Annotated in this window: 22 protein-coding genes, 1 tRNA gene, 1 pseudogene and 1 riboswitch; of the genes and pseudogenes, 12 read left to right on the plus strand and 12 right to left on the minus strand. The window is 42.4% G+C overall.

The window, feature by feature from the left end:
* Positions 1-69: 69 nt before the first annotated feature.
* The 7 genes and pseudogenes from acsB to DSOL_RS01625 all read right to left on the minus strand — a co-directional run bounded on the left by acsB (position 70) and on the right by DSOL_RS01625 (position 8,128).
* On the minus strand, positions 70-2,250 hold the full coding sequence (acsB, locus tag DSOL_RS01595) for an acetyl-CoA decarbonylase/synthase complex subunit alpha/beta (RefSeq protein WP_075363141.1): 2,181 nt from the start codon (positions 2,248-2,250) through the stop codon (positions 70-72).
* Between the two features lie 16 nt (positions 2,251-2,266).
* Positions 2,267-4,285 carry an anaerobic carbon-monoxide dehydrogenase catalytic subunit gene (gene cooS / locus DSOL_RS01600; protein WP_075363142.1) on the minus strand — a complete coding sequence of 673 codons (2,019 nt, stop codon included), beginning with the start codon at positions 4,283-4,285 and terminating at the stop codon, positions 2,267-2,269.
* Between the two features lie 65 nt (positions 4,286-4,350).
* Positions 4,351-5,115: an ATP-binding protein gene (locus tag DSOL_RS01605; RefSeq protein WP_075363143.1), complete on the minus strand. Its 765-nt coding sequence runs from the start codon at positions 5,113-5,115 to the stop codon at positions 4,351-4,353.
* Between the two features lie 341 nt (positions 5,116-5,456).
* Positions 5,457-5,906: pseudogene (locus tag DSOL_RS01610) on the minus strand (oxidoreductase); the annotation flags it as partial.
* Between the two features lie 182 nt (positions 5,907-6,088).
* Positions 6,089-6,946: a DegV family protein gene (locus DSOL_RS01615; RefSeq protein ID WP_075363145.1), complete on the minus strand. Its 858-nt coding sequence runs from the start codon at positions 6,944-6,946 to the stop codon at positions 6,089-6,091.
* A gap of 688 nt (positions 6,947-7,634) precedes the next feature.
* Positions 7,635-7,808, minus strand: a complete 174-nt coding sequence (locus tag DSOL_RS01620; RefSeq protein WP_075363146.1) for an aspartyl-phosphate phosphatase Spo0E family protein — start codon at positions 7,806-7,808, stop codon at positions 7,635-7,637.
* Positions 7,809-7,954: 146 nt separating this feature from the next.
* Positions 7,955-8,128, minus strand: coding sequence for a Spo0E family sporulation regulatory protein-aspartic acid phosphatase (locus tag DSOL_RS01625; protein ID WP_075363147.1), 174 nt, complete (start codon positions 8,126-8,128; stop codon positions 7,955-7,957).
* Between the two features lie 589 nt (positions 8,129-8,717).
* On the opposite strand from DSOL_RS01625, the gene DSOL_RS29905 reads away from it, so the two are divergent.
* Both DSOL_RS29905 and DSOL_RS27795 read left to right on the plus strand, forming a co-directional pair.
* A complete protein-coding gene (locus DSOL_RS29905) occupies positions 8,718-8,909 on the plus strand; it encodes a YmaF family protein (protein ID WP_075363148.1) in 192 nt (63 codons plus the stop codon).
* 402 nt (positions 8,910-9,311) lie between these two features.
* Positions 9,312-9,461 (plus strand): hypothetical protein, encoded by a 150-nt coding sequence (locus tag DSOL_RS27795; RefSeq protein WP_170871416.1) that lies wholly within the window; start codon positions 9,312-9,314, stop codon positions 9,459-9,461.
* 381 nt (positions 9,462-9,842) lie between these two features.
* Here the strand turns inward: DSOL_RS27795 and DSOL_RS01635 are convergent, their stop codons facing one another.
* The gene (locus DSOL_RS01635; RefSeq protein ID WP_075363149.1) at positions 9,843-10,574 is read right to left on the minus strand and encodes a hypothetical protein; all 732 of its coding nucleotides are present in this window, start codon (positions 10,572-10,574) and stop codon (positions 9,843-9,845) included.
* A 466-nt stretch (positions 10,575-11,040) separates the two neighbouring features.
* Positions 11,041-11,400, minus strand: a complete 360-nt coding sequence (locus tag DSOL_RS29910; RefSeq protein ID WP_207649595.1) for a terminase large subunit domain-containing protein — start codon at positions 11,398-11,400, stop codon at positions 11,041-11,043.
* A 521-nt stretch (positions 11,401-11,921) separates the two neighbouring features.
* Between DSOL_RS29910 and DSOL_RS01645 the strand changes: the two genes are divergently transcribed.
* Both DSOL_RS01645 and DSOL_RS29410 read left to right on the plus strand, forming a co-directional pair.
* On the plus strand, positions 11,922-12,389 hold the full coding sequence (locus DSOL_RS01645; protein ID WP_075363150.1) for a site-specific integrase: 468 nt from the start codon (positions 11,922-11,924) through the stop codon (positions 12,387-12,389).
* A gap of 1 nt (position 12,390) precedes the next feature.
* The gene (locus tag DSOL_RS29410; protein WP_282433516.1) at positions 12,391-12,516 is read left to right on the plus strand and encodes a hypothetical protein; all 126 of its coding nucleotides are present in this window, start codon (positions 12,391-12,393) and stop codon (positions 12,514-12,516) included.
* Positions 12,517-12,660: 144 nt separating this feature from the next.
* Here the strand turns inward: DSOL_RS29410 and DSOL_RS01650 are convergent.
* Positions 12,661-12,737: transfer RNA gene (locus DSOL_RS01650), tRNA-Pro, on the minus strand.
* Positions 12,738-12,894: 157 nt separating this feature from the next.
* Between DSOL_RS01650 and DSOL_RS01655 the strand changes: the two genes are divergently transcribed.
* The 7 genes from DSOL_RS01655 (at position 12,895) to DSOL_RS01685 (ending at position 18,635) form a co-directional block, all read left to right on the plus strand.
* The gene (locus DSOL_RS01655) at positions 12,895-13,434 is read left to right on the plus strand and encodes a GNAT family N-acetyltransferase (protein ID WP_075363151.1); all 540 of its coding nucleotides are present in this window, start codon (positions 12,895-12,897) and stop codon (positions 13,432-13,434) included.
* Between the two features lie 57 nt (positions 13,435-13,491).
* Positions 13,492-13,605: riboswitch (FMN riboswitch) on the plus strand.
* Between the two features lie 139 nt (positions 13,606-13,744).
* Positions 13,745-14,851 carry a bifunctional diaminohydroxyphosphoribosylaminopyrimidine deaminase/5-amino-6-(5-phosphoribosylamino)uracil reductase RibD gene (ribD, locus tag DSOL_RS01660; RefSeq protein WP_075363152.1) on the plus strand — a complete coding sequence of 369 codons (1,107 nt, stop codon included), beginning with the start codon at positions 13,745-13,747 and terminating at the stop codon, positions 14,849-14,851.
* Between the two features lie 55 nt (positions 14,852-14,906).
* Positions 14,907-15,560 carry a riboflavin synthase gene (locus tag DSOL_RS01665; RefSeq protein ID WP_075363153.1) on the plus strand — a complete coding sequence of 218 codons (654 nt, stop codon included), beginning with the start codon at positions 14,907-14,909 and terminating at the stop codon, positions 15,558-15,560.
* Positions 15,561-15,605: 45 nt separating this feature from the next.
* Complete coding sequence (locus tag DSOL_RS01670) at positions 15,606-16,808, plus strand: bifunctional 3,4-dihydroxy-2-butanone-4-phosphate synthase/GTP cyclohydrolase II (RefSeq protein WP_075363154.1); 1,203 nt, start codon at positions 15,606-15,608, stop codon at positions 16,806-16,808.
* Positions 16,809-16,846: 38 nt separating this feature from the next.
* The gene (ribH, locus tag DSOL_RS01675; protein WP_075363155.1) at positions 16,847-17,308 is read left to right on the plus strand and encodes a 6,7-dimethyl-8-ribityllumazine synthase; all 462 of its coding nucleotides are present in this window, start codon (positions 16,847-16,849) and stop codon (positions 17,306-17,308) included.
* A gap of 138 nt (positions 17,309-17,446) precedes the next feature.
* Positions 17,447-18,067 (plus strand): sigma-70 family RNA polymerase sigma factor, encoded by a 621-nt coding sequence (locus DSOL_RS01680; RefSeq protein ID WP_075363156.1) that lies wholly within the window; start codon positions 17,447-17,449, stop codon positions 18,065-18,067.
* Between the two features lie 37 nt (positions 18,068-18,104).
* Positions 18,105-18,635 (plus strand): hypothetical protein, encoded by a 531-nt coding sequence (locus DSOL_RS01685; RefSeq protein WP_075363157.1) that lies wholly within the window; start codon positions 18,105-18,107, stop codon positions 18,633-18,635.
* Positions 18,636-18,687: 52 nt separating this feature from the next.
* Here DSOL_RS01685 and DSOL_RS01690 read toward each other — a convergent pair whose 3' ends face one another.
* Together DSOL_RS01690 and DSOL_RS01695 are read right to left on the minus strand one after the other, a co-directional pair.
* Positions 18,688-18,885, minus strand: coding sequence for a spore coat protein (locus DSOL_RS01690; RefSeq protein ID WP_075363158.1), 198 nt, complete (start codon positions 18,883-18,885; stop codon positions 18,688-18,690).
* A 17-nt stretch (positions 18,886-18,902) separates the two neighbouring features.
* On the minus strand, positions 18,903-19,112 hold the full coding sequence (locus tag DSOL_RS01695; RefSeq protein WP_075363159.1) for a hypothetical protein: 210 nt from the start codon (positions 19,110-19,112) through the stop codon (positions 18,903-18,905).
* 226 nt (positions 19,113-19,338) lie between these two features.
* On the opposite strand from DSOL_RS01695, the gene DSOL_RS01700 reads away from it, so the two are divergent.
* Entirely contained in the window at positions 19,339-19,866 is a 528-nt protein-coding gene (locus DSOL_RS01700) for a DivIVA domain-containing protein (protein ID WP_075363160.1), read from the plus strand.
* The last annotated feature ends 25 nt before the right edge of the window (positions 19,867-19,891 follow it).

Consider the following 19,891-nt stretch of genomic DNA (forward strand, 5'->3'; position numbering starts at 1 on the left):
GGTAATTCGGTTGTCTACCAAGACCCCTAAGAAATTCAAGTAGGGGTCTTGGTATCATGTTTTCTAATACTACATTAGTGGTTCAAGAGCAAAGCATGGGTGTCCATTTTCCTCAAGGAAAGGTATAATTTCCTCTACGGTGGTTCCGATGGATTCATCGGCAATCTTCTCAATAAAGTCTGCACCTAACCCTTCGTCGATGGAGCGTTGAACAAAATCTTCGCGCAAGAATTCTTTCAGTTCTTTGGGCATCCAGACAATACGGGCAATTCCACCATCAGCAGGAATAAATTTCTTACTGAGGAGATAAGTGCGTCCAATACCCATAAAGCCAGGAGTTTGCATCCCACCGCCACATGTTCCAGCGAGCGAAGAGAACGTCATACCGCAAGGGGTCATTCCGGAATGTTCACGTGTCGTAAGCATAAGACCGTTGGCTTCTGGAACGATTGCCATGATGGCCTCGAAACAACCGCACGAGGTCATTGGTTTATCCATTAACGTATAGAGGTTTACTTCCTCCAAGGTGTTGTTAGAGGCTTTAAATAAATAATCATTACACGTTTGCCACATACCTTTTAATTCATCAATCGCTGGGCCTTTTGGGATAGGTTGATTCGGTCCATTTGGCGTAATCTCAAAAGATGCTTTGGCATCCAACCAACTCACCGCACCGCACAAGCCAACCCGCTCAGGAGTGACAATACAGACGTGGTTGGGGGCAAAGGACTGACAAAGTAAACAGGAATAGAAATCTTCGACACTCTCATCCGTTAAGCTCTTCATACGATCGTCACGAGCCCGATAACGCTCACGAGCTTTGATGAGACCTTCATCTACAGCTGCCTTGTCTGTCGTAATGGTTACTTGGACACGGTCAACAATAGCTGGGAATTCTTGTTTCAACTTGGCCAACAGGAGTTCACCAAAGTGTTTCATTAAGAATCCTTTTGCTCTAGCATCTTTGGAAACCCGTATCCAGCACAAATCACGTTGGGCTACATGCCAAATACCTTCTCCATAGTTCGCAAAGTAGTGGATTCGACGCTCTAAAACGCCTTCAAAATCTTCCTGCATCTTACGTCCGTAAATGTCGACCCTTATTCCTAAAGGAAGTTTGGATCCTTCTGGAACACTATCAATTTCAGGACCGATAACCGTGACCTGACCGTCAACGATTTCATCTGGTCCCACCATATGGACGAGTTCAAAGGCTGTTGTCCGTCCTCCGCCAAATTCGACGTACGTATCCCCTTTGCGGATAGTTTCTCCTTCAAAGGCAGGGCCAAAGTTTACTGGAATTGGTATTTCAATATTTGTTAATTTGATTCCACGTACTTCTAAGGCTAAAGGAACAATCTTTTCATAATCAGGTTCAGAAATATACCAATCAGGGATTTGCATATCTTCACTGAGGGTTTGATCCGTTAAAACTGGGAAACCCATGAAAATTGCACCCATTTCAGCAGCCACTTTGACATCATCAAGTTCTCCTAGATGAAGAACGAAAGCCCGAATGCGGCGCCGTTGATAATCCCGATGATTTTCTCGTTCTCCAGCCGGAATTCCGCCGAAAGCGAGACCTGCCCGGAAAGCATAGTTTACAGCATGAATGACCTGAGTAAAGTTTCCTAAGGGGAAAGCAATGTAGTCCTCCCCAATTTTAACGTTCTCTTCGAGTAACTGTTCAATGACCTCATCACACAGAAAGATCATAAACCCTTTACCCATTAAATTATCAACAATTTTCTTCGCAGCTTGTGAATCTTTAGCGCGTCCGAGAATAACCGCGACCCCTGGTATGGTCCAGTCAACCATTTTGATTCCATGTTTCCGTACAACAGGATCACCTAAAAATCCTGTCCATGGTTTAACTTTAGGTTCATCTCCACGCAGATAATTAATTGTCTCAATGATTTCAGCGGCATACAGGACGGATTCTCCCCAAAGTCTTCCATTTTCAAAGGTAAGTTCTGTGCGAACCTGAGTACGCATGCGGTTTAGAATAGGAACCAATTCACCCAATTTGGTCACCTTTTCGCCAGAAAGGCAGGTGATGACCGGGAGGTGGTAGGCAGTATCCGGATAACCGATGATTTGTTCGGTTCCAAAATCTTTGATCGCACGATTCAGCAGGATTTCTGCATACGTCATGGCAATAATCGTGCCGTCTAAAGCTTTCCGTAACAATTTTTTAGGTTGAATGCTTGGGTCTTTAATTGCATCTGCGTAAATTTCTTCCATCGACATAAACGTTCCTCCTTTCTTACCAACCTTGGGCGAGTGCCGTGTTATTTTTTTCTGCAGCCTTTTTATGGATACCCAGCTTCCAAGTCCGATACTCTAGCGCATCTAAGAGTTTTTTTGCACCAATGTTAGGGTCTACTTCGAAAATAAAATTACCACCGAACACGTCATGAGCAATTTGGGTCGCGATACCATAGACAAGGTCACTTCCTTCAAGAGGCGGCAGAGATCCGACGTGAGTAGGTAACCCGAGTGAAACACACCACGAACCGATCGCAACAGCTTTTTCATGCATAGCTTCCGGAGCAGAGGCTACAAAGGGAACTTTCGGGATATCGACACCCAGTTCATTAGCCATTGCGACAGCCAAATCTGCGCCACGGCTGTTATCCACACAAGAGCCAACATGGAAGACTAGTGGAAGACCAGTTGACAATTGGGGATTTGCAGCTTCTAGAGTTTTAAAGAACGCTTTAAGACCTTCACCCGCATAAGCATCAACAGCTAAGGGGGACATTAGACCAAACTTAGCATAAGCTCCTGATGAGCAACCGGTAGAAATAACAAAAACGTCATTTTTCACGAGTTCTTTTAAGACAGTAATGTGGGATTCATCTTGGGCACGTTTAAGATTATTACATCCGGCCATGAGAGCGACCCCTTTGAGCTGTCCGCTCAAGATAGCATCTGTTAGCACAGAAATCGGACGTTCCGGGCAGATCTTTGAGAAAATTTCCATGAGCGCTTCTACACTGAACCCAGCTACAAGCTTGTGCTTTTCGCTAGGAATGGAGATTTTCTTAGGATCCCGATGCTTATATGCCTCAATAGCGATACTAATAAGTTTCTTGGCATCAGCCATAGCCGAGGTTGTATTAAAGGCGATATGTTGGGCACCAGGAATTTTCATAATAGATTCTGTAGTAATAACCTTGGTATGGTAACATTCCGCAACGGTTTGCACAGCAGGATAGATACACTGAATATCAACGACCATTGCATCTAAAGCGCCAGTCAATATGGCCATTTCCTGCGAAGCGGAAGAGGTTGCTAGATAAACTCCTTCGCGCATGAGCAGCTCATTACCGGTACAGCAAATCCCTACGATATTTACCCCTTCAGCTCCAGCCTTAATGGCGTCTTCTTTCATGGCTCGCGCTGCCGCAACAACCATTTCGCTCAAAACCGGGTTGTGTCCGTGGACAGCTATATTCACCATTTTTGGGTTGATTACTCCTAGATTGGCCTCCGAGACGATGGGTTCGGGGATTCCGAACAAAACGTCGCTGAGACTTGTTCCAATATATTCCCCGCCTAAGTCGGCAAGAGAACTTTTAAGACCCCCGAAAATGATATTTACAGGATCACTGTCAACACCCATGGCTGTTTGTGCAATGAGCTCAGTAATCGATCCGTCAATATTCTTCGGCATGATATTAGTGTGCTGGAATTTCTTACGTCGTCCCTCGGTCAAGAAGGAGTCCAGAAAGGCAAGTGGACGATCTTGGTAGCGTCCGAAATCTGCATACCCAATCTCTACAACGTCTCTAAGGATGTCTTTCTCCTCACGGTCGAGGGTGGCAACTCCTAGTTTTTCAGCTAGTTTTTGAAGCTTAGCAGGGGATTTAATTTCATAATCGTCGGCATGTCCGTCGACTAAAGCATGAGCTGTATGCAGGACATGGCGCGCGTGCTCTGAGTGAGATGCGGCTCCTCCGGCAATCATTCGGACTAAGTTACGGGAAACGATGGTGTAAGCAGTTGCACCGCATATTCCTCGACTACTAGGACCCTCATCCTTTTTCACGCGGCAAGGACCGGCAATACAAATCCGGCAACAAATTCCATTATATCCAAAAGTACACTGCGGTTGTTGTGCAACTACGCGGTCATAAACCGTCTCGATTTTTCTATCCTGAATCATTTTTAACATTTGCAGTGCGCCAGGGTCGGTCGTACGAATGGGATTCTTAGGATCAACGACTCGTGGAGCGTCCGAAGGACGGGCGGTGTGGGTCAAATCCCGATATCTAGGCATTTTACAACCTCCTCTTTTTTAATATTTCTTCTCATTACTCTCATTTCTCCAAGCGAAAACCTCTTTCATCTCCCTTCACCGGTAATCTTTTGATAGATTGTATTGAGCTTAACTCCCAGAGACCCTTCAGGCAATTCATCACTGCCTGTATTTATGGACATTTCCAACAGTTCGTCGCTGTAAGGGATCAGGCCGATCAGCTGTTCTGAAGAAAAGCGGTCTCTAAGAAAAACTTCATCTTTAGCATTGCGTATTTTATTACCAATGACAACCACACGAGGAATACCCAATTCAAGTGCGAGTTGTTGAATAACTTTTACAGTTTGTACGCTAACTTTACTTGGTTCGGTAACGATGACTAAGACGTCAACGCCCATAGCTGTACCCCGTGTGAGTTGTTCAATGCCTGCACCCATATCTAAAATAACGGTATCTTGTTCCCCAAGGATTAATGAGTTGACCAAAGCTTGGAGAAAGCTGTTTTCCTTACAATAGCACGAGGTTCCTCCCCCCTTGATGTTGCCCATACGAAAAAAACGAATTGGACCCACCGAGACACAGTAATCGTCAAGTATATCATCCACATTGGGGTTTAAAGGATAAAAGGTACCGCTGCCACCCATTCGTTCTTCAATTAGTTCTTTCATGTCGACAATGGGTTTTAAATCCGCTAGAACATCATCTGAGATTCCCATGACTGAGCCAAGGCTGGCATCGGGGTCCGCATCGACTGCCAAAACTGTTGTCCCCTGTCGCGATAGCCAGCGAGCAAAATTTGCAGCAAACGTGGTTTTACCAACCCCACCTTTGCCCGAGATTGCGATTTTCAACGGCTTGCACTCCTTCTGGGTGTTTATTCTAAAGACTTCTTCTGAAAGACAATGTCCTTTAAATATTATATTCTTTTTTTATTTTTCAAATCCTGCAAACTTTCTGAATTTATTTGTTGTTTTTTTTTCTTTTTAATGAATAATTAAACCTAAGGACAATTGTAATATTCAGTAAATTGTTTAATATTTAGAATTTTCTTATATTTGTTATTATTGAGTATAACTTTAGGCTAACTAATTACTACGTAATACCTTAAGAAGGTATTACCTCCCAAAAAACGGATGTGTTGCATCTCTAGAGAACTATTCGTTAAGTAAATCAATTTTCCTTGGAACAGTTGTTAAAGTTTTGTGAAAGAAGAGGAAACTATCGCACGTTCCGCCCATTGCGAATCCTTGAGAATCGCTCTTCCTACGCCGATCAAATCAGCCTTTCCTTCTGCTAATAACTGTTCCGCGGCTTGGGGTTCGGTAATTCCACCTGTGAGAATTACTGGAGTGGATACTACGTTCTTAATGGCTTCTGAAAGAGGGGAAAAATAACCTTGACCGACGAGTCCAGGCACCTGATATCCTGAGAACCCTCCTGTAATATCAAGAACATTAATACCAGCCTTCTCAAATTCACGTGCTGCTACTTGGCTGTCCTCAATTCTCGTTCCACCCTCAAGATAATCCGAAGCACCTAATCGCAATAAGATTGGGAAATCATCCCCAACTTCTACCCGAATTGCTTCAATAATTTCTAGGTGTATTCGTATTCGGGCGTGAACGTCCCCCCCGTATTGATTAATCATCTCTTTTAGTTCCTGCAGGGTTAGTTCGCGTGGGAGACTACCTTTTCGAGGGTTCATGATAGCGGAAAGGAGCCATAGGGGGCATAACTAAACGATTCTTGAGATTTAAGGGACCAGCTTGCAGTAGTTTAAGTAAATTGGACATAAGGCTATCTCTCCTTGCAATTTTTTAATTTTTATACGAGGGGCCAAGGATGGAACGTCAGTCCAAATGCGCCAGATCCGACATGGGTCGCAATAACAGCTCCGGCTTCGAATAAACGAACCTCATGCTCTGGAAAGCGAATCTGAAGTTCGTTAAGTAAGGTTTCTCCTTCTTTAGGTATATTGACATGCATAACACAAATACGGTAGCGTTTTCCCGTAGACAAAGCCCTCGTTAATTCATCGAGGACACGTTGCCAAGCCCGCGAACGTGACCGCACTTTATCAAAGACGTCGATTTCTGCGCGTTGGTTAAAATATAAAATTGGTTTAATTTGCAGTAACGTGCCCACCAATGCTGCTGCCCCTCCGATTCGACCGCCTTTACGCAAATTTTCGAGCGAATTGACTATGAAATAGAGTTCAGTCTGTTGTTTTAAATTATCAAGGTTCATCATAATTTCCGATGCACGTAGTCCTTCTTCTGCCCATTCTGCTGCAGCCCAAGCGAGAGCACCTAGCCCCAACGCAGAGGACTTCGAATCGAAAATGTGGATATTCGGGCTGGATGCCAAATCTTTCGCCATCTGAGCAGAGTGCAGTGTCCCACTTATTGCTGCAGAGAGATGAATGCTTACAATCTCCTCAATGCCTTGCGAAAATAACGATTCATAGGTTTGAAGAAATGAGCCGACGGGAGGTTGTGAAGTTGTGGGCAAACCCGAGATATGACTTAACTTTTCAAAAAAAACAACATTGGATAATTCAAGTTCAGAAAACGTTTCATCCCCGATGTTGACTGTGAGGGGTACGACGTTAATCTGAAATTGTTCTAGGATATCGTTGCTCAAATATCCTGTAGAATCCATGACGATCCCTATTTTCCTCAAATTTCTTCTCTCCTCTATATAAAGCACCTCAAAACATTTTTGTGTTATAGGGTCGTATAAAGTATATCCTAAAATATAACACGTAGCAATCTAGATAGCCTCTCCGTGTGGGGATTAGCGGGAGCTATTTTTCTCATACGATGTCTTAGCGTGTGACATAATGTAGAGTAGAGTGAATAGCTGATTTAAGCATTATTGACTTTATTTATATTAAAATAGTAATTACAATTTGCGACTAAATCGAACTACGACAAACAACAAAAAACCACTATAAGTTAAATGTAGGTAAAAAAGGTGTCAACTCTACAAGTTTCAAGAACGCCAAAGGCATCACCTTAAAAGCAAACGGGGTCTTACGTTGGGCATTCCGGGGACTGGCGAGAGCTACAATTTTGGGAGCAAAATAGCCCGAAATCCCTCACCTTCAACTCCACCCAATGCCAAGCTCTTACGACGCGAGAAATCACTCGAACGCAAAATGGCTAAAATAGAATACAACAGGGGTTGGAAGGAATCAAGCCCCCGGCAACGAGGGACGTTTCATTGAAAGGATGATCCCGCATAAACCAGACGAACCAATCTTCCTCATTTGTAAGAAATGCCATGGTAGAGGAAAGATACTGACCGATGAAGGGAAACAGCCTATGGAGTTTGTGAGGTTTTGGTTGAATCCGAACTACTAAATGAACTAGATTAAATCAAGATCATTGTTTCTTTTCTTGGCAATATAAAACTGGTTAATCAATACGTCAAGCTTTTCGCTAACCCCTACCACTCTCGTGTCCGTAAGATCTTTATCTGAAGCAATTTTTTGCATTTGTAATCTTAGTTCTTCTATTCGTTCGAGGACAGTGAGTTTCAACTTAGAACATCCTCTTTCATAATAAATTTGCGCACTCGGATATTCTAGTACTATGTAGCGATAATATCAACCGTATAAAAGGTAATGTATTGTCGTAATATGTAGATAATAAAGGTCCCCAGCATTGCCGAGGGCTCCTTTAGTCTCTAATTCTGATTTACCTTCTTCATTAACACTTCTTGGTAGTTATTTAAGATAATATCCAATATTTGACTCTCAATCATGATTCTCTGATCCGTTAAAGAATTACCCTTTTTTATCTTGATCATGCTTAAGTGCAATTCTTCGACTTGCTTTAATAGTTCTTCGATTTCAGACATATACTACCCCTCCTCATTAGATCAGACATACTATTCCCAATCTTAATAATACCTCTGTCGTAATAAATACAGCTGGTAATAGAAAAAGAGAGCGTGACGTCTCATCACTGATGCCGAAGTTAATTTCCGTTGTCTTATCTTTAGGCTAAATGTAATATTAATCACAAATGAAGATTATCACTATTTTAACATTGTGTCGATAGGATTTCGATATGTCTACAATCGATTTACGTTATGGACAACTCTTTAACTATTTGGACCAAGCCACTAACTTACAAGAAGTTATCCGTTCATTTATATAACAAAAAGGGCGAGCTTAACGAGCTCCCCCTTTTCTACATCTTATACCAAAAACCATTTGTACATATCCAGCTTAAACTAATCTCGTAACCTTTTTGGACAAGCAAGCATGAGAAGAGGCTTCCAGAGCGTGCTGATTTGGATAAAATTTTACTCTACTCCATTTGTATGAGGTGCGCTTGATTTGTTACGAGGCTAGCACACTGATTGCCATTAATATCCATATATTGTATTAAGCTTTCATGGAAGCTCTGACTAAATAATGAATATCGGGAGGTGAGCGGGTGAATTGAGAACAGGTCTTAACCATGTGCACGGTTTTTCTTTTGTAACATCAGTCAATGATCAACACTCTCACACTATGGCAGGGGAGACTAGTTTGGGGGTAGCATACGGCGTCTCTCATGTCCACTGTTACAAGGGGACCACTTCGTGGAACAGAGGGCATAAGCACAAGAAATATAATATGACCACGAAATGAGTCTACTCATTTTCTAGGCAACCAATCAGAAAAGCCGTCCATATCTTATGGGACGGCTTTCTTAACGGGCTCTCCCCTTCTACATCTTATACAAAAACCACTTACAAGCACTCAGCTCAAACTTAACATGAGATGGGATAAAAACTAGATATTACCCATCATCAAACCAACCAAATCCTCAAGAGTTATCTTATTACCATATTGTTCCACATACCCCAGCCTGTGCATATTATGTACTATCTCTTAGCAAAGGAGGAAATGCAAATGGCATTCGGTGGTGTTGATGTAGATGATTGTCGTCGCGAAAAATTCCATTTTGAAGGAATTGCTGTAGTTGTCGTAATTATTCTTCTGCTTATCGCTATGGGAATTGTATTCTAATTTGAAAGGAGGAAATTGCCAATGTTCGGAATGGGTTACGGTGGAATGGGTGGAGCATGTTGTCATCCACCAGTTGCTTCTTATGGCTATGGCGGCGTTGGTCATGGCGTCGGTGTAGCTATCATTGCAGTTGCTATTTTAATTCTTATCGCTTTAGGAGTTATTTTCTAAAAAATTCTACTAAACTGCTCCGGTATTTCCTGTGACAGGGTCTTGAACTATCCTGGTGCATCCACCTATCTGCTACAAGCACTACACCATTATTTACTTTTAGAGAAATTGCAATTGCCAAAAACTACTCCTAATTTTCCATTAAATTTATAATATCATGCCCTTGGGGCGAAATCGGGTAGGAGGCCACCCATTATTTGAGTGGCCGACCTCCCACACCACCGTGCGTACCGTTCGGTACACGGCGGTTCCTCAGTTTACGCTGTAACTTCTCGATAATACTCTGAAAAGAACAGGAATCCAAATCCTTTAATCATGTTACAATAAATACCTAAGTATTCCGAAGCCCCCCAGCGTTGCCGGGGGGCTTTCTCTTATCTATTAATCGTTGTCAACACGAGTAACCATGCGTTCAATCATTTGTGGGAGCTTGCTCTTAATCTGAGTTGCTTTGTCTGCAGTGACTTTTTTATCTTTCACTGCCTGGTCCAAATTCGCTTTCATAATGGATTGCACATCGGAAACCAAATTGTCCTTCGCAATTCCTTTATCTTGCGCAATTTGGGCCAGAGTCTTACCGCTTTTAAGTTGTTCTTTTAGTTGGATAGCATCCATACCAAGCAAAGCAGGAATTTGCTGCCTTACATTCATAAATACGTTTTCTTTGCCAGCTTCTCCTTTATGCCCTGTCCAAGGTTCGTTTATTGCGCTTGCCACTTTTTGAGAAGTCTTCGCTTTAATGGCAGCCGCTTTGTCCTTGGTCTGCTTTCCGTTTGCTACAGCCTTGTCAATTTTGTCGTTAAATTGCGCTTCAACCTTTTGCGTCAAGGTTTTGATATCAATTCCTTTGTCAGCCGCTATTTTAGCTAGAGTCTTTCCAGATTTTAGTTCCTGACCAAGCACCTTGGCATCCATGCCAAGAATTCCAGCAAACTCCGCGCCGCATTCTCGATGTTTTTCAACCTTGTCCTTAGCTCCGACATTTTCAGTAACAGCATTAACAGTAGGGCTCGAAGTTGGGTTGTTGCCCGGAACCGCATACGCAACCCCAGCGCTCAGTGTAATCGCTAAGACCTCCGTTGCCACTAACAAAGTGATTTTTTTGAACTGCATGTGTTTTACCTCCTAAAATTATTTATTTGGAACGTCAATAGTATCTGTACAATTTCGGTAAATAATTGAACTTAGTTCTTTAGATTTTGTGAAAATGTTGTTAAGATTTATTATCCAGACATGTTGAATCATGAAGCCCGGAGTGTGTAGGGGTGACCTTATCTTATAGCAGTTTAACTTAAATAGCCTTCACCTTTGGTGAGGCTGAGTTTATTTACAAAAAAATCCCCTCACTAGGAGGGGTATAGAAGAATAAGGAGGAGTCAAAAGGCCCTTTATGTAAACCGTTAAATTAACGGGTAATCATCCGTTGTGCTTATCAAAGTAATTAGTCTGAGTACTCATAAATAGATAGCAACATTCTAACTAAAGAGGGAATCAAACCGATTAATAATAAGGCGATACTCAATTTCATTCTATACAACTCTTTCTTAACTTATTTTGCAGTGCTTACTTGTTGTATTTATCATAAACTATATTTGTTACCTTTCCATGAACGTTGTGTAAAGAATATGTTAAACCTTATATTGGAAAATCTGACTGAAATGCTATGAAAAACGTGAAAGGCCTGTTTTCTTTTTGTTGCTGTGCAATAAACCTCGGAAGCTCCTTCACCAAAAGCCATTTCTTCATAGCTTCCAACGCATGAAAGACTTTGTGACTTTGTGTTTTTACGGGCTACTTGCCAGTAATATTTATTGAATCGTCGGTATCCTGTGTCTCCATGGATCCATCCGTAGATGTTGCCGAATACGAACTTTTGTATGATATGGGGCTCAATGTGCTGACCCTTGAGCACACCTTTACGGTGTTTAAATAATCGCATCCAGTCAAGGAATCGCTCGGCTTTTTCCTCGACAAAAACAAAAGGAAACTCTTCTGTTCGCTCTCTGTCTAAATCCCTTACGAATCTTTCGCAGGCCTATTTATGTTTTTGGCAAGCTACAGTTTTGCCAGAAATAACCACGCTGCCTTGCTGATCCTCGATATTTGTCACGTTCATTGGCTACATGTATGTGATCAACACAGTACCCACATGCATCCCTTGTTAACTGTGGGCATCCTATCTGCTTACAACGGCGCAATGATCTTAATGGCACTATGCTCACTCCTCTGTTATCCCGCATCATATGATCAATCGCTTTGAACTTTTCTGTATCCTCATACTTAATCTTCGGTGGAGGTTTAGGCGGTTCTTTTTGCTTTGGATTCTTTTTGGCTATGTTCCCCCCTGAAGAAGTTAGTCTCTGAACTCATGCCAGTTACTCTAAACAAAAAAAGGTATTATCTATTCTTGAACTTCACACACTTTTTGAGGCAATGAAAAATAGTCGCTGGATCTAGTCCATGCGACTAATACTTGTAACCGCGGTGTGCAGAGGGGAACTTCTGGCACTCAGGGATACTGAGATTGAATTAGAGAATCGGAGAATCGTGATTGACGAATCCGATAGTTCAACAGGCATCGGAGACACCAAGTCGACGAAGATTCACTACGTCCCGCTGTCAAGAAAGGCAATGGAGTACCTCAGTGAGCAGAGAAAAATGCTTGAGAAAGAAGTTAATCCTATACTTTTCAACGAGGACCTTAAGAAGACGGGACTTTTGTTTCCTAGCGAAAACGGGACGATGCTCCGGGCAGATTCTTTCACAAAAATGATGGGAAGATTCGCTGCGAAAGCAGGAAGAAAGGCAAGTCCGCACTGCCTAAGGCATACTTTTGTTTATCTGAGTCGCAAAAAGTTGAGTCTAAAGGAATTGCAATATGTACTAGACCATGACGAAAAGCACAACTACTCTGGACATTTATGGTGATATGATCGAGGATTCATCCGTAGAAACTGCCAATGTCATTGATAATATTTTTGACAAAATGGAAGAAGAACTTGTGAAAATTGCAGAGCAAAAAACAGAGGATAAGAAGAAAATGGGTAAGGGGTAAGGTAATTGAATTCAAACGACGAAGCAGTTAACCATCTTTTGACCTTAATATTGCAAAGCACACTACTGCAAATAAGTGGGTCAGAAGATGGTCAACTAAAGTAAAATTAGGGATCTCCAAAACTGGGGATCCCTTTAAAATCAGTGGTCGGGGCGACGGGATTCGAACCCACGGCCTCTTGGTCCCGAACCAAGCACGCTACCAAACTGCGCCACGCCCCGTTTTATAGAACGTGTATTATAATAACAAATCGCTTCAATTCTGTCAACCTTTAGTTTTTAAGTGAATAACAAGTTTCTCCCCTATAGTTTGTTCTTAATCTTAAAATAATGGTATGATAAGTGTCAGCGGGAACTATAATTTTAAGGAGTCCTTTAAATGCTAAAAGGTCAGAAGACGGCCATCCGTTCACTTGAAGAAGATGACATTGACGCTTTGTATAAATGGTACAATGACCAAGAGGTTAATCTATGGTCGAGTGGCGCTTGGCCGCTAAATACACTCTTGAGCAAAGATGAGATCGCAGCTAAGTTTCTTGACGGTTCACCGGATACCTACCGCTATGCCATTTTGGATGAGAACGATTTACTCATTGGAACAATAGGCTTTAAAGAACTTAACATTCCAGGTCAATCTGCTACCCTCTTCATTGTTGTTGGAAATAAAACATATTGGGGCAAAGGGTATGGCACAGATGCATTAATTACGTTTGCACGGTTCCTTTTTACCCAGTGGAATTTCCATCGAATATCACTGGATACTTGGGACGAAAATATCCGGGCGATTAAGGCGTATGAAAGGGTCGGTTTCAAGATTGAAGGACGCCAGCGCAAGGCGCGTTTCGTACTGGGAAACTATCACGACGTTATTCTCATGGGTTTACTGCGCGATGAGTTTCTCGCCTTACATGGAAAATAATAGGGTTGCTAAAATCAAAACTAAAGAGTAAACTATAAACTAATTTAATAAACTGCAATAATCCTCTGGGGTTGGGTGAAATTCCCTACCGGCGGTAAAGCCCGCGAGCCTTTTGGCAGACCCGGTGTCATTCCGGGGCCGACAGTAAAGTCTGGATGAGAAGAGGAACACCAGGAATAAGCGTATGTGCGCTTTTTTTGAGCTGTGACTTTTTGACCCAACACCTAGAGAAAAACGGGTGTTTTTTTATTTTCTATTTTTACGGTTTTTGGGAGACACTAACTCCTAATTTCTAAGAAAGGAAATTTACATGCACGAATCAAGTTCTTCTAATTTCAACGATGAAAAATATATGAGAAGAGCACTTGAGTTGGCGGAAAAGGCAAGGGGCAGAACGAGTCCGAATCCTCTAGTGGGGTGTGTTATCGTCAACGATGAACAGGTCGTCGGAGAAGGGTATCACCTAAAGGCAGGGACTCCTCACGCGGAAGTGCACGCTCTGGCAGCTGCCGGAGATTTGGCACGCGGTGCCACGGCTTATGTGACCTTGGAACCATGTTCGCATTTTGGCCGCACACCACCTTGTTCCGACGCTCTGATAAGTGCCGAAATCAAACGAGTTGTCGTGGCCATGAAAGATCCCAATCCACTTGTCGCCGGTCGAGGTATAGACCGCTTGCGTAAATCCGGAATTCAGGTAGACGTGGGTCTTTTGTTACCAGAAGCCTCTACCATGAATGAAGTCTTTATTAAGGCAATTACCACAGAATTACCCTTTGTTGTTTATAAAACAGCAATGACCTTGGATGGCAAAATTGCTACTGAGACGGGAAATTCCCGTTGGGTTAGTAATGAAGAGTCACGGCATTATGCCCATCAACTACGTGATCGCTATGATGTCATCCTAGTCGGCAGTGAAACAGTCATCCAGGATAACCCTGCCCTCACCTGTCGTCTTCCCGTTGGAAAAGACCCGATTCGGCTCGTTGTAGACGGACAGTTACGCCTTCCTGAGAACGCTCAAGTGCTTACTGCCTCAGCACACAGTCCCTGTATCATTGCCACCACCCAAGCAGCCTCGGCTGTCAAGGTTGAACGTCTCAAAAGATTGGACCAAGTCGAAATCTGGCAGTATAACTCGCCACGACATGTTCCACTGGAAAAGCTGTTGCGGGATCTTGTTTGTCGCGGTTGGACAAGTGTCTTACTAGAAGGGGGCGGTGGACTGGCAGGCTCACTCATCCAAGAGCAGTTGGTTGACAAACTCGACCTTTTCATTGCGCCCAAGCTAGTGGGAGGAAATGGTCCTTCTCCCCTTTCTGGTTTACATGTCAAGTCTATGTCAGAAGCCAAAGCACTTCAAAATCTTCAAATTGATATGGAAACTGGCGATCTTCATGTTACAGGTTATCTATGATTATTGGATTTTAACTAAACAAAACTATGCAGGATGCCTTTGGGAGGGAATATAAGTGTTTACCGGAATTGTAGAAGAACTTGGCATCGTTCGAACTCTTCGTCTTTTGCCCGAATCGGGGCAGCTCACTCTCGAAGGAAGAAAGGTCCTTGATGAAACTCAAATCGGAGATAGCATCGCCATCAACGGAGTCTGCTTAACCGTCATTCGAAAAAGCGAACGTGAATTCACCGTGGATGTCATGGCCGAAACCTTGGCAAAGACGAATCTAGCTGAACTTAAAGGCGGGAGCCGTGTTAACTTAGAACGAGCCTTACAACTCCAAACCCGATTAGGGGGACATTTGGTCAGTGGACATGTCGACGGGGTCGGCTATATTCGCCAGATTACCCCTTGGGGCATCGCACAAGTCTACGAAATCGGCGCCCCTCCTGCCCTTCTTTCCTCTATGTTGCCAAAGGGATCGATTGCAATCGACGGAATTTCTCTGACGATCATTGATGTGGAAGCTGATTATTTTACGGTCTCCCTAATTCCCCATACATTTAAAGAAACTACGCTGGGATTAAAGGGGATTGGCGCAAGCGTCAACTTGGAAACGGACCTCATTGGCAAATATGTAGCTCGTTTTATGGGGCTAAACGCAGCATCTGGAAAAACTAAGCAGAATCTTTCTCTTGGTTTCTTGGCTGAACACGGATTTATTTGATCTATTGGTCATAAATCGATTTAAGATTAAAGGAGTGAATGATATATGTCATTTAACACAGTTGAAGAAGCTTTGGAAGATATTAGACAAGGTAAAATGATTGTTATGGTGGATGATGAAGATCGCGAGAACGAGGGGGATCTTGTCATGGCCGCTGAAATGGCAACCCCAGAAGCCATTAATTTTATGGCAACCCATGGTCGTGGGCTCATATGCGTCCCTATGACTAAGGATCGAATCCATGCCTTGCAACTTGAACCGATGGTCACTGAAAACACAGACCCCCATGGGACTGCCTTTACGGTAAGTGTTGATTCTGTAGAAAGTTCGACTGGGATCTCCGCTTTTGAACGTGCGGCAACCGTCAAAATCCTAGCGAACCCTCACAGTGAACCGACAGAATTGCACCGTCCAGGACATATCTTTCCACTTCAAGCCCGCGAAGGTGGAGTTTTAGTTCGTGCAGGACACACGGAAGGTTCTGTAGATTTAGCGCGCCTTGCTGGGCTTCAGCCGGCAGGGTTGATTTGCGAGATTATGAACGCAGACGGAACTATGGCGAGAGTACCCGATTTGTTACTTTTTGTTGAAAAACACAATCTTAAAATTATTACTCTTAAAGATCTTATCAGTTATCGACGCCAATCGGAAAAACTTATTGAAAGAGTTGACAGCATCAATCTTCCTACTGGTTTTGGCGACTTTCGAGCCGTCGGTTATCTCAGCATTCTTGATCGGGAAGAACACATAGCGTTAGTTAAAGGTACGGTTGACGATGGGAATCCAGTGCTCGTCCGGGTTCACTCGGAATGTCTCACTGGGGATGTTTTTCATTCCTTACGCTGCGACTGTGGAGACCAACTTACTGCCGCACTAGAAGAAATCGAACGTGAAGGACGCGGTGTTTTACTCTATATGCGTCAAGAAGGCCGGGGAATTGGGTTATTGAATAAACTTAGGGCCTATAAGCTTCAAGAAGAGGGCAAAGACACAGTAGAAGCTAATCTAGCTTTGGGATTTCCGGAAGATCTGCGTGACTATGGTGTTGGCGCTCAGATTTTGGCCGATCTCGGGATTTCAAAAGTACGTTTAATGACCAATAATCCACGAAAAATAGTAGGCCTCGAAGGCTATGGCTTGAACGTTGTGGAACGAGTTCCGGTAGAGATACCGTCCAAACCGGAAAACTCCAAATATCTTTGCACGAAAAAGCTGAAAATGGGGCATTATTTAACAAGCGTTCACTAAAAAACATTTTACTCACCTCAAGAAAGGATGTTTGATTGATGAAAACGTATGAAGGAAATTTAGTAGCTCAAGGACTTAAGATTGGAATTATTGCCGCACGTTTTAATGAATTTATCACAAGTAAACTAGTCGGAGGCTCAATTGATGCATTACGTCGACATGGAGTTCTTGAAGACGATATTGAATTAGTCTGGGTCCCAGGTGCCTTTGAAATTCCTCTTGTAGCCCAAAAAATGGCGAATTCTAAACGCTACGATGCAGTCATTTGTCTTGGTGCTGTTATTCGCGGTGCCACTCCTCATTTTGATCTTGTCAGCAATGAGGTCAGCAAGGGAATCGCCCAAGTGGGCCTAAATACCGGAGTTCCTGTAATTTTCGGTGTCTTAGCCACCGATAGTATAGAACAAGCGATTGAACGAGCAGGAACAAAAGCAGGAAATAAAGGCTTTGATGCTGCAATGACAGCCATCGAAACAGCAAATTTGCTCAAATCCTTTTAAACGTTATTTGTACGTGATAGCATTTTATGCTGTAAGGATGTGGAATATTGTCCACAAAGTAATCGTTGTCAAAATGCATAATCTTTATTAGACTTATAAAGATAGTTATGTCTATATTTTGGCAAGGAGTTGAGCGCCATGACTTCCAACATTAGCGCATTGGATAAGGAAACGACCATGCTTGAAGCAGCGCGCTCAGGCAATGAAGAAGCATTGAATGAGATTATCCAACACTATGAACCAGAGGTCCGTATGATAGCGTGTAAATATTTCTTGCCTCGAGCAGATTATGAGGATCTGATTCAAGAGGGGCGAATTGCGATTTATAGAGCTGTATTATCTTATGACACAAATTTAGATATCCCTTTTCTTCATTTTTTAAGAATGGTCATTAAACGCAAACTCATAGATAGTATACGTAAATACACGCGTCAAAAACACTCCAACCTTAATGAAGCTTACTCCCTAAATAATGCGATTTCAGAGTCAGAGGATACCAGTTTTTTAGAACTTTTACCCAACGTCGAAGATCCTGCATCAATGGTAATCGCTAATGATGAAGCCCATTCAATGATTCAAGCTTTAAATAAGGACTTGTCAAATCTAGAACGCCTGGTATTTGAACATTATTTCATTCAAGGGTTCAAACAACGTGAAGTATCTGAACACTTAGGACTTCATCCAAAGTCTTTAGACAACGCGATCCAACGCATTAGGCGTAAAACAGAACTTTATCGATCACGCCAAATTGCAGGTTAGATGGTAGCCTATATTCACGGGCTAAAGGAGGGTAACGATGCCTTCGTTTTCTGCCGTTATTTTTTCCTGGCGAATGCGCTTTACGAGGTTGAAAGGGCATAAAATAACCCTTAGTTTAAGTGTTTTGTTGGTTGTTGCCGCCATTATTTTCGGACCTCCTATTTACCAAGAAAGTTGGCTTGATCCTTTCAAAACGCTTAATGTCCCTAACAGAGAGCTTAGGCCTCATGCAATTACGATGCTGGGTATGTTGAATAGTGATGATCCATTTCATCCTTATTACTATACTAACAAAGGAAAAATCCAGGAGTTGATGCGTAACTTACAGCGTGCGACTCCTCTAACTTCATCAGAACAAGCCTTAGTCTCTCTGGAAAATCAAAAAGTACAATATGTTACTTTACATCGCATACCCTCCAATTATCATGCAGAAGAAGATTTTGCACTTCAGTATTATACAGAAAAGGGCATTGTTCGTTTTGGACAACAACTCTTTAGGATTAATGAAGCTACAATCTATTCCTTTACTAAAATTAACGATGATCGAATTTCAGGTTGGTGGAAATAAAGAAACCGGGAACAATTGTTCCCGGTTTCTTTAACGTAGCATTGCTTATTACTTAGGCAATGCCACCACTTTGATTAATCAACTTGCTGACTTTACTATGGGCATTGGTCGCTTCGTTAGCTAACCGTAAGTAGATCTGTCTCAGGTCACCATGATGTGCACGAGTGGCCAATGTCATATATCCCATTGCAGCACTCGCAGCGTCTTTTTCATAATCATAGAGCATATCCAAGTCCGTAAATTGACTCATTTTCAGAAGCCCCCTTTCTATTGTAGATCGCTCATCCCTTTGTTAAAATATCCTACAACGTCTTCTAATCCTTTGGCTTGTTCTTTAAAAAATCCTTTAACAGCAGGGTCTTTTGCCATTTCATTGTACATCTGGCATTTTTTCATGGCAGTTTCGCTTTCAATAATACTTCGGGTTATCATACCTTGGTCGAGGATTTTCTTCATTTCCGTCTCATTTAGTTGCATTTTAAGTCCCTCCTTTTTTAAAAGCTATTCCAAATAACAGTTTCAGGATGTGCAAAAAGACCGCAAATTATGCACGGTCTTTTTATTATTAGTATTCTAGATAAATTTGTAATCGTATTAATAAAAACAAACCACAAAGTACCATATTCTTGGGACGAATGGCACTACACGAAAAGCTTAGAAAATGATACATTATAATAAAGAGTGGAAAAGGAGGCTTTAGAATTTGGAAACACCAGACTTTAAGCGAGTTATCCGTGGGTATGATTCGGAAGCTGTCGATCAAGCGTGGGCAGAAATAGACCGTCAGTTTTCTGAAGCCAGTGCAGCGAACAAAGAACTGCGCTTACAAATTAACAGCTTGCGGGAACAGAACTCCGAATGGGGAAATCGGCTCAAGTACTATGAAACGATTGAAATGGACCTAAGAGATGCCCTTCTGAGCGCCCAACGCATAGCTAATCAGGTGAAGGAAGAAGCCACCAAACAGGCAGATGAGCTTATGCAATCTGCCCGTAGTGAAAGTGAAACTGTGCTTAGTGAAGCAAATCGTATTTCAGAATCAAAGGAACTTGAAGTAGAGACGATGCTGATCGAAAAACGGATGGAAATCATCCAAATTGACGAACAAATACAACGGTTAGCTGAACAGAAAACAGAACTTCAAACATTGATAAATCAGGCCATCGGTGATTTGAAAAAGGTCATGGGATTATTAGAGCCTTCAATAATCTCATCTGAAGAACCATCTTAAAAAACTACAAATAAATAAAGATAGA

Source organism: Desulfosporosinus metallidurans (assembly GCF_001936615.1).
In the GTDB taxonomy this organism is placed as follows: Bacteria; Bacillota; Desulfitobacteriia; order Desulfitobacteriales; family Desulfitobacteriaceae; genus Desulfosporosinus; species Desulfosporosinus metallidurans.